The 15,933-nt window shown below is 64.5% G+C and carries 14 protein-coding genes; 9 read left to right on the top strand and 5 right to left on the bottom strand.

Going from position 1 to position 15,933, the window contains the following annotated elements; genetic code table 11:
* Positions 1-78: 78 nt before the first annotated feature.
* The 4 genes from LDO54_RS26570 (at position 79) to LDO54_RS26555 (ending at position 4,316) form a co-directional block, all read left to right on the top strand.
* The gene (locus LDO54_RS26570; RefSeq protein ID WP_224013659.1) at positions 79-987 is read left to right on the top strand and encodes a LysR family transcriptional regulator; all 909 of its coding nucleotides are present in this window, start codon (positions 79-81) and stop codon (positions 985-987) included.
* Between the two features lie 546 nt (positions 988-1,533).
* The gene (gene ahpC / locus LDO54_RS26565; RefSeq protein WP_224013658.1) at positions 1,534-2,097 is read left to right on the top strand and encodes an alkyl hydroperoxide reductase subunit C; all 564 of its coding nucleotides are present in this window, start codon (positions 1,534-1,536) and stop codon (positions 2,095-2,097) included.
* A 188-nt stretch (positions 2,098-2,285) separates the two neighbouring features.
* Complete coding sequence (ahpF, locus tag LDO54_RS26560) at positions 2,286-3,887, top strand: alkyl hydroperoxide reductase subunit F (RefSeq protein ID WP_224013657.1); 1,602 nt, start codon at positions 2,286-2,288, stop codon at positions 3,885-3,887.
* A 162-nt stretch (positions 3,888-4,049) separates the two neighbouring features.
* On the top strand, positions 4,050-4,316 hold the full coding sequence (locus tag LDO54_RS26555) for a cupin domain-containing protein (RefSeq protein ID WP_224013656.1): 267 nt from the start codon (positions 4,050-4,052) through the stop codon (positions 4,314-4,316).
* Between the two features lie 18 nt (positions 4,317-4,334).
* Here the strand turns inward: LDO54_RS26555 and LDO54_RS26550 are convergent, their stop codons facing one another.
* The 4 genes from LDO54_RS26550 to mprF form a co-directional block, all read right to left on the bottom strand.
* Positions 4,335-4,619 (bottom strand): HigA family addiction module antitoxin, encoded by a 285-nt coding sequence (locus LDO54_RS26550; RefSeq protein ID WP_224013655.1) that lies wholly within the window; start codon positions 4,617-4,619, stop codon positions 4,335-4,337.
* A gap of 10 nt (positions 4,620-4,629) precedes the next feature.
* Positions 4,630-4,914: a type II toxin-antitoxin system RelE/ParE family toxin gene (locus LDO54_RS26545; protein WP_224013654.1), complete on the bottom strand. Its 285-nt coding sequence runs from the start codon at positions 4,912-4,914 to the stop codon at positions 4,630-4,632.
* A gap of 96 nt (positions 4,915-5,010) precedes the next feature.
* Positions 5,011-6,441 carry a virulence factor family protein gene (locus LDO54_RS26540; RefSeq protein WP_224013653.1) on the bottom strand — a complete coding sequence of 477 codons (1,431 nt, stop codon included), beginning with the start codon at positions 6,439-6,441 and terminating at the stop codon, positions 5,011-5,013.
* Positions 6,438-9,050, bottom strand: a complete 2,613-nt coding sequence (gene mprF, locus LDO54_RS26535) for a bifunctional lysylphosphatidylglycerol flippase/synthetase MprF (RefSeq protein WP_224013652.1) — start codon at positions 9,048-9,050, stop codon at positions 6,438-6,440. Before mprF ends, LDO54_RS26540 begins: the two co-directional genes overlap by 4 nt.
* A 645-nt stretch (positions 9,051-9,695) precedes the next feature.
* On the opposite strand from mprF, the gene LDO54_RS26530 reads away from it, so the two are divergent.
* Positions 9,696-10,868, top strand: coding sequence for a porin (locus LDO54_RS26530; RefSeq protein ID WP_224013651.1), 1,173 nt, complete (start codon positions 9,696-9,698; stop codon positions 10,866-10,868).
* A gap of 158 nt (positions 10,869-11,026) precedes the next feature.
* Here the strand turns inward: LDO54_RS26530 and LDO54_RS26525 are convergent, their stop codons facing one another.
* Positions 11,027-11,476: a DUF2917 domain-containing protein gene (locus tag LDO54_RS26525; RefSeq protein WP_224013650.1), complete on the bottom strand. Its 450-nt coding sequence runs from the start codon at positions 11,474-11,476 to the stop codon at positions 11,027-11,029.
* 684 nt (positions 11,477-12,160) lie between these two features.
* Here LDO54_RS26525 and LDO54_RS26520 point away from each other — a divergent pair.
* The 4 genes from LDO54_RS26520 to LDO54_RS26505 all read left to right on the top strand — a co-directional run bounded on the left by LDO54_RS26520 (position 12,161) and on the right by LDO54_RS26505 (position 15,905).
* Positions 12,161-12,391 (top strand): hypothetical protein, encoded by a 231-nt coding sequence (locus LDO54_RS26520; protein ID WP_224013649.1) that lies wholly within the window; start codon positions 12,161-12,163, stop codon positions 12,389-12,391.
* On the top strand, positions 12,372-13,100 hold the full coding sequence (locus LDO54_RS26515; RefSeq protein ID WP_224013648.1) for a GntR family transcriptional regulator: 729 nt from the start codon (positions 12,372-12,374) through the stop codon (positions 13,098-13,100). Before LDO54_RS26520 ends, LDO54_RS26515 begins: the two co-directional genes overlap by 20 nt.
* A 679-nt stretch (positions 13,101-13,779) precedes the next feature.
* The gene (frc, locus tag LDO54_RS26510) at positions 13,780-15,027 is read left to right on the top strand and encodes a formyl-CoA transferase (protein WP_224013647.1); all 1,248 of its coding nucleotides are present in this window, start codon (positions 13,780-13,782) and stop codon (positions 15,025-15,027) included.
* Positions 15,028-15,071: 44 nt separating this feature from the next.
* The gene (locus LDO54_RS26505; protein ID WP_224013646.1) at positions 15,072-15,905 is read left to right on the top strand and encodes a fumarylacetoacetate hydrolase family protein; all 834 of its coding nucleotides are present in this window, start codon (positions 15,072-15,074) and stop codon (positions 15,903-15,905) included.
* Positions 15,906-15,933 lie beyond the last annotated feature (28 nt).

Below are 15,933 nucleotides of genomic sequence, written 5' to 3'. Positions count from 1 at the left end.
AAGAGAGTTTAGGTCAATCAAAGCGATGTAAATCGCCGTAAAATGGTACTCACTGTCACATTGAAGTGGACAATCGCAATGCAACTCGACGACATGCGGATCTTCGTGAATACCGTGGATGCGGGCAATTTCACGGCGGCGGGCCACCGGCTGCGGCTTTCCAAGCAGTTCGTGAGCCGCCGCGTGGCGGCGCTGGAGGCCGATCTGGGCGCGCGCCTGCTGGTACGCAACACGCGCAAGCTGGCGGTCACCGATCTCGGCCAGGACTTTTACGAGCGTGCGAAGCGCATCCTCGCCGACGTGAACGAGGCCGAGCAGGCCATGTCGGCGCGCCGTTCCGAGCCGCGCGGGCTGCTCAAGGTCAGTGCGCCGATGTCGTTCGGCATGGCGCATCTGTCGCCGCTGGTCGCCGAATTCCTGCGAGAGCATCCCGACGTGCGCTTCGATATGGATCTGAGCGACCGTACCGTGGACGTGATCGGCGAAGGGTTCGACATGGCGCTGCGTATCGGGCGGCTGGCCGATTCCTCGCTGGTCGCGCAAAAGCTCATCGACGTGCGCATGATCGCGTGCTGCAGCCCCGGCTACCGGCGGCGGCGCCGCGCGCCGCAAACGCCCGACGAACTCGCGCAGCACGACTGCCTGCCTTACGGACAGCAGGGCCGTGCGCCGTGGGAATTCATCGTCGATGGCGTGCGAACGCCGTTCGAGGTGCACGGGCCGCTGCGCGCCAACAATGGCGAGGTGATCCGCGACGCGGCCATCGCGGGGCTCGGCATCTGCTATCTGCCGGACTTCATCGTGGCGGGATCGGTGGACGCGGGCGTGCTCGTCGAGGTGCTGGAGGACTACATGCCGCCGCCGAACGCGCTGCACGCGCTGTATCCGCAGCATCGCGAGGCGTCGGTGACGATCCGCGCCTTCACGCAGTATTTGCGCGAGCGGCTGGCTGCGCGCGCGGCAACGGCGCGTGGCGGCGCGCTTTGAGGCGATTTGGGCGCGCTCAGAGCGCGTTTTGTCGCAAAGCCATTGAGGAATGGCGGTTGCGCCTGCATCTGATGAATGCGGCGCGCGCCGTAACGGACGACGTAATGGCGTCAGTCCCGCGGAACCCGGCGCGCATCGGGCGATCACAGCGGTTGCGGATCGCGCCACGATTGGGCCACGTTTCCGCCGCCTGTTGTGCCTCGCGTGCCGCTGCTTGTCACGAAACGCGAGGCAACATGGCGCTGAAGGTCGCGCGCCGATTCCACGAACGCCTCGAAAATGCACCGATATGGGGCATGAACGGGACGGGGAAGTGAGGCGCGATGTCGCAGTTTCGTTGTATGCTCACCGCCCCGACGGTTGCTCGGGCCGCCCCCGGGCGGCGCGGACGCCCGGCTGGCGGGCTTCGGCGGCCTTCATAGGGCTTTTCCGGGGTCCGATAGGCACGGTTTATTCCCGCGATCAAAGCAACCAATTTTTCAAATGGCCGAGGATCCCTTAATCTTCGTCCATACCTTTTCCCAACCCAGAGCGAGGAAACAACGCATGTCTCTCATCAACACGAAAGTCCAGCCGTTCAACGCAACCGCATACCACAACGGCAAGTTCGTTCCGGTCTCTGACGAAAACCTGAAGGGCAAGTGGTCGGTTGTCGTGTTCTACCCGGCTGACTTCACGTTTGTTTGCCCGACGGAACTCGGCGATCTGGCCGACCAGTACGCAGAATTCCAGAAGCTGGGCGTTGAGATCTACGGTGTGTCGACCGACACGCACTTCACGCACAAGGCATGGCACGACACGTCGGACACCATCGCCAAGATCCAGTACCCGCTGGTCGGCGACCCGACGGGCGCGATCACGCGTAACTTCGACGTCATGATCGAAGAAGAAGGTCTGGCACTGCGCGGCACGTTCGTGATCAACCCGGAAGGCGAGATCAAGCTGTGCGAAATCCACGACAACGGCATCGGCCGTGACGCCAAGGAACTGCTGCGCAAGGTGCAAGCGGCTCAGTATGTGGCATCGCACCCGGGTGAAGTCTGCCCCGCCAAGTGGACGCCGGGCGCAGAAACGCTCAAGCCGTCGCTCGACCTCGTCGGCAAGATCTAAGCGTCGTTTGAACAGCGCGGTCTTCATGACCGCGTGACGCTGAAGTCTCACTCGCTGTACACGCTGTATCTCCGGGCCGCGCCCTCGCGGCGGCGGCCCGGACGCCTGATCCGCCCCTGTGCAGGACGGCGAAATTTGCCAGGCAATACTTAAGAATTCCCCCGCTTCTTCTCTAGCCGGAAAACGCCATGCTCGACGCCAATCTCAAGACCCAACTGAAAAGCTACCTCGAAAAAGTCACGCAGTCGATCGAGATCGTCGCGTATCTGGACGACGGCGAGAAGTCGCAAGAACTGCAGCAACTGCTGCAGGACATCGCTACGCTCTCGGACCGTATTGCTCTCGAAGAACGCCGTGGCGCCGCAGCCGGCGACGCGCGTACCCCTTCGTTCGAGATCAAGCGCGCCAATTCGGACGTGAAGGTCACGTTCGCGGGCATTCCGATGGGCCATGAATTCACGTCGCTCGTGCTGGCGCTGCTCCAGGTGGGCGGCTACCCGGTCAAGCTCGAAGACGAAACGATCGAACAGGTCAAGTCGCTCGACGGCGTGTTCTCGTTCGAAGTCTATATGTCGCTGTCGTGCCAGAACTGCCCGGAAGTCGTGCAGTCGATCAACTCGATGGCCGCGCTCAACCCGAATGTGAAGATCGTCACGATCGACGGCGCGCTGTTCCAGGGCGAAGTCGAGAAGCGCCAGATCATGGCCGTGCCGACCATCTACCTGAACGGCGAAGTGTTCGGCCAGGGCCGCATGGGCGTCGAGGAAATCCTCGCGAAGCTCGACACGGGCGCCTCGGCGCGTGCCGCTGAAAAGCTCAACCAGAAGGACGTGTTCGACATGCTGATCGTCGGCGGCGGCCCCGCTGGCGCGGCAGCGGCGATCTACTCGGCGCGCAAGGGCATCAAGACGGGCGTGCTGGCCGAGCGTTTCGGCGGCCAGGTGCTCGACACGATGTCGATCGAGAACTTCGTCTCGGTGAAGGAAACGGAAGGACCGAAGTTCGCGGCGGCGCTCGAACAACACGTGCGCGCCTATGACGTCGACATCATGAACCTGCAGCGCGCGCAAGCCATCGTGCCGGTCGGCAAGGGCTTCGAAGTGCGCACGCAAAGCGGCGCGACGCTGCGCGCAAAGAGCGTGGTGCTGGCCACCGGCGCGCGCTGGCGCAATGTCGATGTGCCGGGCGAGCAGGAGTACAAGAACAAGGGCGTGGCGTACTGCCCGCACTGCGACGGCCCGCTGTTCAAGGGCAAGCGCGTGGCGGTGATCGGTGGCGGTAACTCGGGCGTCGAAGCGGCGATCGACCTTGCCGGTATCGTGAGCCACGTGACGCTGCTCGAATTCGGCGCGCAACTGCGCGCGGACGAAGTGCTGCAACGCAAACTGCGCAGCCTGCCGAACGTCACGGTGCACGTGAACGCGCAGACGACCGAAATCGTCGGCGACAGCCAGAAGGTCACGGGCCTCGCGTTCCTCGAACGCACCACGGGCGAGAAGCATCATCTCGAACTCGAAGGCGTGTTCGTGCAGATCGGTCTGGTGCCGAACACCGAGTTCCTGAAGGGCACGGTGGCGCTCTCGAAGCACGGCGAGATCGAAGTGGATGCGAAGGGCCAGACGTCGGTGCCGGGTCTGTTCGCGGCGGGCGACGTCACCACGGTGCCGTTCAAGCAGATCGTGATCGCCGTGGGTGAAGGTGCGAAGGCGTCGCTCGGTGCGTTCGACTACCTGATCCGCTCGTCGGCGGACGACGAGGAAGATGCGAAGGTCGCCGCCGCAGTGGTCTGACGCGCGCGTCGTATCGAAACTTTTTTAGCAGTCTCTCTTTGCGCCGGCCTCGTGCCGGCGTTTTTTTCGTCTGCTGATTGCGCAATGGATACTGCGTGCAAGCGCCTGGCGGAAGTGACACACTGAATGCATGGCGCGTTGCCGATCGAGAAGGAGAGTGCCGTGGACCGCGAAACGTTTATCCGCACGCTGGCCGAAGAGGGCTTTCCCGAGCCGGTGCTCGTGACGCGCGAGTACGGCGCGATGGACGAACACGCGCATCCTTTCGAAGCGAAAGCATTGATCGTGCTCGGCGAAATCACGATCGGCGCGGATGGCGAGGAGCGGCTCTATCGTGTCGGCGATGTGTTTCATCTCGCAGCCGGGCAGCCGCATGTCGAGCGCTATGGGCCGCAGGGCGTGCAGTATCTGGCGGGGCGCAAGGGGTGATCGATTTGCGCCGCGCGCTCAGGCCGCGATTCGGCGCAGATCTTTCAGATTAACGTAGCGTGCGGCTTCTTCGAGATCGTAATCGGTCTGCAAGGTCATCCAGAATTGCGGCGTCGTGCCGAAGACGTATGAGAGACGCAGCGCCGTATCGGCGGTAATACTGCGCTCGCCGTGCACGATCTCATTGATGCGGCGCGGCGGCACGCTCATCGCGCGAGCCAGCGCGTTCTGGCTCATCTCCATCGGCGTGAGGAATTCTTCCTGGAGTACGACTCCGGGATGAACGTTCGCGAGTTTTTTCATAGTCTGCGCCTCAGTGATAATCGACAATCTCGACGTCGTAGGCGTTCGCGTTGTGCCAGCGAAAACAGACGCGCCATTGATCGTTGATACGAATGCTGTGCTGGCCCGCGCGGTTGCCTTTCAGTGGCTCAAGCCGGTTGGCTGGAGGAATCCGCAGGTCCGATAACGCATGCGCGGCGTTGAGCATGCGGAGTTTGCGACGCGCGATCTCCTGAATGTCGGCAGGCAGCCGACGTGAGCGCTCGCCGGCCCAAATGAGCGCGGTTTCCCGGTCTTCGAAGTTTTGGATCGCCATGCCAAAGCATAACGCCACGCGTCATATGACGCGTGGCGTTATAGTCGGACAACGCGTGCGCGCAGTCAAGCTGCGCGCGAAAAAGCGCGGTTCGATTTACCCCCGCACCGCAATCTCCTTCTTCCACCCCTCGATGATCTTCGCCGCGAGCGCGTTGTAATCGCCGTCGAAGTGGTGGCTGCCGTTGGTCTTCACGAGGTCGATGCCGGTGTTCGCGAGCGCCGGGCACAGCGTGTCCTTTTCGTCTTCGCCGTACACGCACTGCACGATCGACGGCGGCACCTTCGCGAGTTCCGGGCGCACCTTGAGCGCCTTGTCGCTCGCGGGCATGCCGAGCCAGCCCGTCACGCGGATCTGGAAATCGGCGTCGGGCGCGAAGCCGAGCAGCGACATGTATGACACCTTCGCGCGCAGCGCGTCGGGCAGGCGGTTGTACGCGAACGGCATCACGTCCGCGCCGAACGAATAGCCGACCAGCGCGATGTGCTTCGCGTGCCAGCGCGCCGCATACGTGTTGAGCACGCGCGCGAGGTCGTGGCTCGTTTGCGCGGGCGGCTTCTCGCTCCAGAAGTAACGCAGCGCATCCCAGCCGACTACCGAAATGCCCTGCTTTTGCAGCGCTTCCGCGATGGTCTTGTCGAGATCGCGCCAGCCGCCGTCACCGGAAATCACGACGGCGAGCATGTCGGTCGGATGTGCGGCGGGCAGTTCGATCAGCGGCAGATCGGAGACGTCCTCTTCGCTTTCCGTTTGCGCGCGCAGATGCGGCGCGGTCAGCGTCGCGAGTTTGTCGGCATCGGAAAGATTCGCGGCGAACACGCGCGGTGCGGCGCCGTTCGATGCGGGCGCAACCTTCGCGGCATCGGCTTGCGAGGCCGTTACGCCTTGCTCGAAGAAGCCCGGCAGACCCTTGCCGCGCGAGAGCGTCGGGTCGGCGGGGCAGGGCGCGAAGCGCGCGTCGAGCGGTTTCGTCGACGGATCGAGCGTCACCGCGCCCGCCATCGTATTTGCGGGCGACTGCGAGAGCATGCGCTGCGCGATCAACGCACCTTCGCCGCTGCCGATCGCGATCGGCGCGAAATACTCGGTCGATCCCTGCTGGCGTTCGAGCTGATGGCTCAGCGCTTCGGCATCGCTATAGAGCTTGTGGCAGCTCTCGTTCTTGATCGCGCCGAGGTTCGACGCGTAGCGCGCCGTGTCCACGCCGACCACCAGCGCGCCGTGCTGCGCGAGCGCGTCGGCGCGTGTCTGGTCGGCGGCGTTCCAGTGCGGGCCCGCCGAGAACAGCACCGCGAAGCCGCGTATCGCGCCATCGGGCCGGGTCATCGCGACGTCGCCGTAGCGGCCGCCCGAGACGTGCTTGACGGCGCTATCGGCGGCTTTCGCCGTCGGCGCGGAAGTCGTGGAAGTTGTGGGAGTTGTCGAGGGCGTGGCGGCAAACGCGCCATGCGAAGCGCCAACGACGAGCAGGGCAGCGCCCGCCGCCGCGCGAAGCGTGCGCGGCAGCGTGGAAAAACAAGGAATCATGAACGCCAGCCTCCTGCCAGCAGCGAGAGATCCGCAAGGGTGATGAACACGCTGATCGAGCCGGAGGCGGCCAGATAGCGCGGTTCCCAGCGCGGCGCGAACTTGTTCTTGAAGCCGCGCAGCCCACGGAAGTTGTAGAACTTGCCGCCGAAGCGCCAGATCAGCCCGGCAAGGCGATGCCACGACGACGCGAGCGGCGTCGGTCCCATGCCGGAAAGCGGCGCCATGCCGAGCGAGAGCGACTGATACCCGGCGGCCTTGAGATGCAGCGCGAGCTGCGTGAAGAGATATTCCATCGCGTAGGGCGAAGCGCCCGGCAGATGGCGCATGACGCCGACCGTCGCGTCGGTGTTCAGGTCGGTCGTCATGAAGGTGACGAAGGCGAGCGGCTCGCCGTTCTGGCGCACCAGCAGCACGTGCTGGGCGGCAAGGTAGTCGTCGTCGAACGCGGCCACCGAGAAGCTCTTTTCGCGCGCTTCGCGGTCTTCGAGCCAGGCGTCGGAGATCGCGCGCAGCACCGGCAGCGTGTCGCTCATCTGCGACGGCTCGATGTGATCGAAGGTGAAGCCGTCGCGCTCGCCGCGCTTGAGCGCGTAGCGCAGATGCGCGCGCTGCGGGCCCTTGAGGTCGAATTCCTGGAGCATCACGCGCGCTTCCTCGCCGAGTTTCATCAGCGTGAGGCCCGCGTCGAGGTAGAGCGGCAGGGCGTCGGCGCGCACCTGATAGAACGCGGCACGGCCGCCGTGCGCGTGCGCCAGCGAGACGAATTCGCGGATCAGCGCGGGCCATTCGTCGCGCGGACCGACCGGATCGTGCAGCGCGGCCCACGTGCGGCCGCGCTTGGCGTACATGAGGAAGGCGCTGCGCGACTGCGAGAACAGGAAGCTCTTGTCGCCCATCAGCGCGAGGCCGGCGTCGCTGCGTTCTTGCGCGCGCACGATGCGCGCGGCTTCGATCAGGTCCTCACTGGCGGGCATCACGAAGCGCCCGGCCGCCGGACGCAGCAATTGCCACGAGGCCAGCGCGGCGGCGAACACGCCCGCGCCGAGCGTTGCGCGCAGCGCGCGCGGGGCGCGTTCGTCGAAGGCGAATTGCCACCAGAGATGCTGCGAATAGTCGACGTCGCGAAACGCGAACAGCAGCACCCACACGGCCAGCGCGATCACGCAGCCGACCGAGGCGAGCCACGCGGGCGTGAAGCGCTCGGTGAACAGCGACGAATGGCGATTGAAGCGGCGGCGCGTGGCGAGCAGCAGCGCGATCAGCACGCACAGCACGCCCGCTTCGACGAACGCGAGGCCCTTCATCAGCGAGAGCGCGAGGTTGGTCACGGCGAGCACGAGCGCGAGCCACCAGGCGGCGTCGAGGCGGCGCAGCAGGCCGCGCGCGACGAACAGCAGCAGCACGCCGAACAGGCTGCCGAGCATCTGCGAGCTTTCGAGGACCCAGAGCGGCAGCACGGTTTGCAGCATCGCGATGCGCTTGGCGAACGCGGGCGTCGCGCCCGAGATCACGAGCATGCTGCCCGTGACGAAGGTGACGATGGCGAGGAACAGCGGGGCGAGTTGCGAGACGCCGTCCGCGCCGCGTTTGGCGATCGTCGTGCTGAGCGGGTTCTTGAGCGCGCGGCCTTCGAACACGGCGAGCAGCGCGGCCGAGAGCGCGAGCGGCGCGCCGAAATAGATCGCGCGGTAGGCGAGCAGCGCGGCGAACACCGTCGAGCTGGGCACGCTGGAGCCGAGCGCGAACACCATCGCGGCTTCGAACACGCCGATGCCGCCGGGCGTGTGGCCGATCAGGCCGAGCAGCATCGCGGCGGTGTAGACGGTCAGGAAATCGGTGAAATCGATGTGCGCGTGCGGCATCACCGACCAGAGCGCGAGGCCGGCGCCCACCACGTCGAGCGCGGCGAGCAGCAGCTGCGCGACGAGGTCGCGGCGCGCGGGCACCGAGAAGCGCGCCCATTCGCGCTTGAGCGGATTGATTTCACGCGCAGAGCGGGGGCAGGCCGCGATCATCGCCGCGCCGAGCGCGAGCACCGCGCCGCCGATGCCGCGCAGCGCGTCGGGCGAGAGGTGCAGCAGGCCGGAGAGCGTCGGCGCCGCGCAGACCATGCCGAGCGCGGTCATCAGCGCGAGGGCGAGCGCGAGCGTGACGCTCGTGAACACGGTCATGCGGCCGATCTGCGCCGCCGTGACGCCCGAGCCGCCATAGACGCGGCAGCGCACCGCGCCGCCCGTGAGCGCGCCGAAGCCGGTCACGTTGCCGAGCGCCGAGCCGGCGATCGCGCCGACCCAGAGCGGGCCGCGCGGCACCTTCATGCCGAGATAGCGCAGGCCGATGGCGTCGCGCCCGACGAGCGCGACGAAGCTCAACGCGGTGGCGGCGAGCGCGCCGATCCACTGGGCCGCGCTCAATTGCCAGAGCCGGCGGATCACCGAGCGGTAATCGACGGATTGCGACAGATGCTGGAACACGACCAGCAGCAGCGCGCAGATGCCGAGCGCGAGCGCCGGCGCAGCGAAGCGCTGCAGGCGCAGGACGCGAGCGCGGCGGCGCAGCGCCACGAGGGCGGCGCGCGCGATGCGCGAAGGGGAGGATTGAAGCATGGATCGGTCTGGCGAGTCTGCGATGGCGCCTATGCGCCGTGGGCGGCGTCCCCGGGGACGGCATCGCGTTCTGGTCGTCACGTTCTTCCGGCGGCGGCGCCGTTCGGTCGCGGCGCGCAGCAATCAAGGCCGGGACGGCGAGCCAAAACGTAAACGTTCGGTAAATGACTGGTAATGCAGCAAACGCGCTGGGCGGCCCGACGGTTGACTAAGCGGATAAAGAATCCCGGAAAGGGCGCGATCGGCAATCGCGCGAAACCGCGTTTTGGGCGGTATCGACGTTTAAATTTGCCGATAAACGTTTGTTAATGTCGTGCGCGACGGATTGCCGGAATGGCAAAAGTCGCGCGCCTGTCCCCGATTGTGGCGATTGTGTCGATTCAGAGCGGATCACTGCGGAAAACCTCGACTAATCAAGCATGACGAACCCGCCCGCAGGCCCGCCGCGCAAGGCATCGGCGAAAACGGGGCGCGCCATTGTTTCACGGTGCGACAGAATGTTTTACGGCAGCGCGCGACCCTTTCTGAATCCGTTGTGACGATTTGGATACACGTCTTTTAAATCTTTTACTTCCCCCGGCGGCGGAGTTAGTCTGATCCGGTCGGGCGCTCATGACCGTGGTTTGACAGCGCAGGGAGAATGACGTGAAAAGACCAGCCTTGACTTCGCTTTCGCTCGCCGCGTTCGGCGTGCTGGGTATCGCGGGCGCCGCGCACGCCCAGACCAGCGTCACGCTGTACGGCACCATCGACACCTCGATCACCTACGTCAACCACGCCAACGGCAGCGCCAATCTCTGGTCGCTCGGCAACAGCAGCTTCGGCAATCTGTCGGGCTCGCGCTGGGGCCTGAAGGGCGCCGAGGATCTCGGCGGCGGCCTCAAGGCGATCTTCCAGTTGGAAAACGGCTTCAATCCGTCGACCGGACAGTCGGGCCAGGGCGGCCGGATGTTCGGCCGCCAGGCGTACGTGGGCCTGACCGCCGCGCAGTACGGTTCGCTCACGCTCGGCCGCCAGTACGATCCGCTGATCGATCTCGTGCAGGGCATCACAGCGGACAACTACTTCGGCTCGGCCTTCGCCACGCCCGGCGACGTCGACAATTACGACAACAGCTTCCGCGTCAACAACGCGGTCAAATACACCACGCCGGTGTGGAACGGCTTGCAGGCCGCGGCGATGTACTCGTTCGGCGGCATCGCGGGATCGACGGGCTCCGAGCACTCGTATTCGGCGGCGGTCGCCTATAACAATGGGCCGATCGCGGTCGCGGGCGGCTATTTCTACGCGGCCAACAGTCAGGCCGGTCTTGGCATCCGCACCGACGGCTGGACCAGCACATCGGACGGCACCTTCGACGGGCCGGTCAATTCCGGGTATGTGAGCGCACACTCACTTTCCATCGCGCGGGCGGCGGCGCAGTATTCGGCGGGGCTGTTCACGTTCGGGCTCGGCTACAGCAACGCGCAGTACGCGCCGGATGCAAGCTCGGTGTTCCGCGACACCGAGCGCTACAACACCGGCCAGGGTTTCGTGAACTACCAGCTCAGTCCGGCGCTGCTGCTCGGTCTCGGCTACACCTATACGCACGCGAACGGCGATACGAACGCGAACTACCATCAGGTGTCGATCGGCGCGGACTACAGCCTGTCGAAGCGCACCGATCTCTATATGACCGCCGCCTGGCAGCACGCGAGCGGCGAGCAGGGCGACGGCTCGGGCGGCTCGATGCCGGCGGAGGCGTCGATCGGCTCATATGGCTACAACGGCACCTCGTCGCAGACGATGGTCAACTTCGGGTTGCGGCATAAGTTCTGACGGGCGCGTTTTCGTAGCGTTTTCGTAGAGGTTTCGTCGCGGCGTTGTCGCGGTTTCAAGGCATTTTCAGAACCGGCGCCGGGCGTCTGCTTTCGCGGACGCCCGGCGTTTGCCTGTGTGCGTACGGCTCTACGTCGGCGCTGTCTTACGCGAGGACGCTAACGCGCGCGCCGCAAGACGAACAGGCCGAACCAGATCGCGAGACGTTCTACGGCCACGCTGGAGAAAAGCGGCGGCCGCCAGGCGCTCGTGAGCGTCACGCGCGCGGCGGCGCGATGCGTGGAGGTGTCGTCGATGTCGGCGCTCAGCCAGAGACGTTCGCCGCGATGCACGCGCAGCACGTCGCCGGGATTCAGCCAATGATCGTAGGGAGAGCGGGCGCGCGTGACCCAGATGCGCGCGCCGTAGACGCGCAACGTGCCGTCGGCGATGACGCGCCAGGTGAGCGTGGCCGAAGTGGGCACGGCGAAGTGAATCGATTGCGCGGGCAGGGCGACGTCGTGCGCGCCGAAATCCGCGCCGAAGTCCGCGCCGAAGTCCGCGCCGAAATCGGCGGCGAAAGCGGGAGCGGCGCTGCACGCGCCGGGCTGTTGTGAAGCTTCATCCATCGTCATCTCCAGAGTGGGAGCCGACGGACGGAGCGTTTTCTTCTGCGCTTGCTGCTTGTTCGATGCTCACAAAACAAGAAGCCCCGTCGACGCCGGCGGGGCTTTGTGATTTGCGTAAGACGGACTGCCTGTATTACCCGTACGCACACACTCCCCGTGACTCGCCAGTTTTCGGCGTGTGCCACGGATGATTGATCGCGGTCGTGAGGATGAGGGCTGCGGGCGTGTGCATGAATCGAGTGTGCGGGGACGACCGGTGCGCTGTCAACAAAATTCGCGCCGATCCTTTGTGAAACGCCGGACGTGAACGTCGCCGCGCGATGTTGCCGATTTGCCGATTTGCCGACTTGGCAACCTGGCAACCTGGCAACCTGGCAACCTGGCAACCTGGCAATTTGCCGACCTGGCGGCGCAGCGAAGCACGTCGACGCGGACGCCTTCCATCTGCCCCCTTGCCGCTGACGTCCATTTCCTCCAGGATGGGTTGTTTTCACTTTCGGGACCAGTCGGGCAACGGGTTCGCTGCGCCGGAGCGTGTCGTTCGAAATCCTGGCCATCAACGCTGTTGCAGGAAGATCACATTAGAGCGGATTCTCGGTGATATATCACATACAGAATATTGCTTTTTGTCGCGACGCAGCATATGATTCAGTCATTCGATGACTCAATCTTGCGGAGCTTCAAATGGATCTCGTCTCTCTTGCACTCTTCGGCACGGCAGTTGTGGGCTTAGGCGCCGCCGCTACGGTTATGATCGCGAAATGGCTGCCGCAATCGGCCATCGAGCAGGCCGCGCAGCACGGCCGCTTCGTCGGTCTGGGCGAGGCGCCGCGCGCACGTCCCACACGTTCGGTCCGCCCGCTGGTTCGTCCGCAGGTCGGTAAAGAGGCAATGAATGTCGTCAGAACACACTGAAGAAGTCGCCACCCGGGACGCCGCGCCGCTCACGCTGGCGCTGCAACCCATCAATGCCACGCTGAGCCTGCGCGATCAGGCTTATGCGATGCTGCGCCAGGCTATCGCCGACGCCGATATCTATCAGTCGCGCGAGGAAATCCGCCTCGACGAGCGCGTGCTGAGCGAAACGCTCGGCGTGAGCCGCACGCCGGTGCGCGAAGCCATGACGCTGCTCGAACAGGAAGGCTTCCTGCGCATGGTGCCGCGCCGCGGCATCTATATCGTGCGCAAGAGCAAGCGCGAGATCGTGGAGATGATCCAGATGTGGGCCGCGCTCGAAAGCATGGCCGCGCGCCTCGCCACGCTGCACGCCACGGACGAGGAAATCGCCAGGCTGCGCCATATGTTCGACAGCTTCCGCGACAGCACGCCTGCCGAGCATATCGCCGAATATTCGGACGCCAACATCGCCTTCCATCAGGCGATCGTCGAGCTTTCGAAGTCGCAGATCATCCTCGACACGATCAAGAACATCTTCGTGCACGTGCGCGCGATCCGTCGCATGACGATCTCGCAGAGCGATCGCGCTTCGCGTTCGATCGTCGACCATCTGCGCATTATCGAGGCGCTGGAGCAGCGCGATACCGAACTCGCTGAACGCCTGACGCGCCAGCACTCGCTGGATCTTGCCGCTTACGTCGAAAAGCATTGCGACTTTCTCGATTGAGCGCGCGGGCACGCGCGGCAAGGCGCTCGATGTGCTGATGCGCCGATGCGAAATGAAAACGGGAGACCTGCGGGTCTCCCGTTTTTATTTGCGCGGCGCGTGGCGGCAGGGAGCGTGTGGCGGACGCAGCGTGCACGGCGGGCGAACGGGACCTACCACGCCCGCGCGCATCGCCACGAATCGCCACGCCCACCGGCCCCAAGCGGAAACTTTATGCGCATCAAGCCCGCCACGCGTGGCGCGGCACGGCTCGCCCGAGACCTCGCGGCAGCATTCCCGAACGCCTGAAAGCAAAGTCCAGTAAGCGTTCCACGCACTCGAACGCGTCGCCATCTTCCACACCAAATCTGAAATATCTGCGCGCAAAACGCTCGGGGTTTTCCCCTGTGTGCATCGCAGCAAACTCCCGTCGATTCCGCCAACGCCTTATTCCATAAGCTTTTCCGTCCGTTTTTCGACGCGCTCCGCTGGATAAATCCCCTCTTGCTTCGTTGTGATATATCACATACCGTATTGTTCAAGGACGCAGCAAACAGATCGATCAAAGCAGCGATCAAAGCAACGATCGAAGCAGCGACTGCGGCAACGAACAAGGCAGCACCCGGCGAACGCCCCAACGCCTTCGCAACCCACCGATTTCGATCACTCGCCCGGCCACGATTAGATAAGGAGACATGACATGGGCAAGGCACTGGATGGCGTGCGCATTCTCGATTTCACGCATGTGCAGTCGGGTCCGACCTGCACGCAACTGCTCGCCTGGTTTGGCGCCGACGTTATCAAGATTGAGCGTGCCGGCGCTGGCGACATCACGCGTGAGCAACTGCGCGATATCCCCGACGCGGACAGCCTCTATTTCACGATGCTGAACAGCAACAAGCGTTCGCTCACGCTCGACACGAAGAATGCGGAGGGCAAGCGCGTGCTCGAACGGCTGATTCGCGAATGCGATGTGCTCGTCGAGAACTTCGCGCCCGGCGCGCTCGATCGCATGGGTTTCAGCTGGGAGCATATCCAGTCGCTGAATCCGCGCATGATCCTCGCGTCGGTGAAGGGCTTCGGCGCGGGGCCGTACGAGGACTGCAAGGTCTACGAGAACGTCGCGCAGTGCGTCGGCGGCGCGGCCTCCACGACGGGCTTCGACGACGGCCCGCCGGTCGTCTCCGGCGCGCAGATCGGCGACAGCGGCACGGGCCTGCATCTCGCGCTCGGCATCGTCACGGCGCTGTTTCAGCGCACGCATACGGGACGCGGCCAGAAGGTGCTCGCGGCGATGCAGGACGGCGTGCTCAATCTGTGCCGCGTGAAGCTGCGCGATCAGCAGCGCCTCGATCGCACCGGCGTGATGAAGGAGTATCCGCAGTATCCGAACGCCGGTTTCGGCGATGCGGTGCCGCGCGCGGGCAATGCGTCCGGCGGCGGTCAGCCGGGCTGGATTCTCAAGTGCAAGGGCTGGGAAACCGATCCGAACGCGTACATCTATTTCATCGCGCAGGCGCCTGTGTGGGACCGCATCTGCAAGCTGATCGGCCGCGAGGAATGGATCGACGATCCGCGCTACGCCACGCCGAATGCGCGCCTGCCGCATCTGAAGGAAATCTTCGCGGAGATCGAGCACTGGACCATGCATCGCAGCAAGTTCGAAGCGATGGCCGCGCTCAATCGCCACGACATTCCGTGCGGACCGATTCTCTCGATGAAGGAAATCGCCGCCGACGAATCGCTGCGCGCAAGCGGCACGATCGTCGAGGTCGAGCATCCGGTGCGCGGCAAATATCTCACGGTCGGCAATCCGATCAAGCTCTCGGACAGCCCGACGAACGTGACGCGTTCGCCGCTGCTCGGCGAGCACACCGATGAAGTGCTCGCGGAATTCGGCTACAGCGAAACCGAGATTCACTCGCTGCGCGCGGCTGGCGCGCTCTGAGCCGCGAAGCGTGCACATGCACACATGACACGACGGAGTGAAGCATGGATACATGGATGCGCTTGATGGCCAACGACGGCAGCATCGTGTTTGGCCGCATCGAAAACGGATATCTGCACGAATACGAAGGGCTCGATCAACCGGTGCCGACCGGCGCGGTGTTGTCGTTGCGTGCACTGACGCCGCTTGCACCTTGCGCGCCAGGCAAGGTCGTTGCGCTCTGGAACAACTTCCACGCGCTGGCATTGAAGCTCGAAAAGCCAGTGCCCGAGCATCCGCTCTTTTTGATCAAGCCCGCGAGTTCGGTGATCGGCTCGGGCGATGCGATTCGGCGACCGGCTCACTATGCGGGAAAAATCGTTTTCGAAGGCGAGCTAGGCATCGTGATCGGCAAGCGTTGCCGCGATGCGAGCCTCGAAGAAGCGGAGGCGGCGATCTTCGGTTACACGATCGTCAACGACGTCACCGCAGCCGGACTGCTCGCCGAGAATCCGCACTTCCCGCAATGGTGCCGCGCGAAGGGATTCGATACGTTCTGTTGTCTGGGACCGGCGATCGTGTCGGGCTTCGACTGGCGCAGCGCGCGCGTGGTGACGCGGCTCGATGGCGTGGAGCGGCAGAATTATCCGATCGACGACATGGTGTTTTCGCCCGCGCAGCAAGTGAGCCTGATTTCGCAGGATCTCACGCTGGAGCCGGGCGACGTGATCGCATGCGGCACCTCGCTGGGCGTGGGCTCGATCGGTGATGGCGCAACGGTCGAAGTGACGATCGAAGGGATCGGCACGCTCGTCAATGCGCTGGGCGTCTGCAAACGCGAAAACGCCGATGCGGCATCGTCCGAAGGCGAACGCGAGAAACCCGCCGTCGTGTGGTGATGGAGACAACGCGCGCGGCCACGCCGCC

Source organism: Paraburkholderia tropica (assembly GCF_914484835.1).
GTDB classification, from domain to species: Bacteria; Pseudomonadota; Gammaproteobacteria; order Burkholderiales; family Burkholderiaceae; genus Paraburkholderia; species Paraburkholderia tropica_A.
Note: the sequence above shows the minus strand (reverse complement) of the source record. Positions and strands in the feature narration are given on the sequence as shown.

Coding starts and splice junctions, on each gene's coding strand:
- LDO54_RS26570 (WP_224013659.1), top strand. CDS start 79: ATGCAACTCGACGACATGCGGATCTTCGTGAATACCGTGGATGCGGGC.
- ahpC (WP_224013658.1), top strand. CDS start 1,534: ATGTCTCTCATCAACACGAAAGTCCAGCCGTTCAACGCAACCGCATAC.
- ahpF (WP_224013657.1), top strand. CDS start 2,286: ATGCTCGACGCCAATCTCAAGACCCAACTGAAAAGCTACCTCGAAAAA.
- LDO54_RS26550 (WP_224013655.1), bottom strand. CDS start 4,619: ATGAAAAAACTCGCGAACGTTCATCCCGGAGTCGTACTCCAGGAAGAA.
- LDO54_RS26545 (WP_224013654.1), bottom strand. CDS start 4,914: ATGGCGATCCAAAACTTCGAAGACCGGGAAACCGCGCTCATTTGGGCC.
- LDO54_RS26540 (WP_224013653.1), bottom strand. CDS start 6,441: ATGATTCCTTGTTTTTCCACGCTGCCGCGCACGCTTCGCGCGGCGGCG.
- mprF (WP_224013652.1), bottom strand. CDS start 9,050: ATGCTTCAATCCTCCCCTTCGCGCATCGCGCGCGCCGCCCTCGTGGCG.
- LDO54_RS26525 (WP_224013650.1), bottom strand. CDS start 11,476: ATGGATGAAGCTTCACAACAGCCCGGCGCGTGCAGCGCCGCTCCCGCT.
- LDO54_RS26520 (WP_224013649.1), top strand. CDS start 12,161: ATGGATCTCGTCTCTCTTGCACTCTTCGGCACGGCAGTTGTGGGCTTA.
- LDO54_RS26515 (WP_224013648.1), top strand. CDS start 12,372: ATGTCGTCAGAACACACTGAAGAAGTCGCCACCCGGGACGCCGCGCCG.
- frc (WP_224013647.1), top strand. CDS start 13,780: ATGGGCAAGGCACTGGATGGCGTGCGCATTCTCGATTTCACGCATGTG.
- LDO54_RS26505 (WP_224013646.1), top strand. CDS start 15,072: ATGGATACATGGATGCGCTTGATGGCCAACGACGGCAGCATCGTGTTT.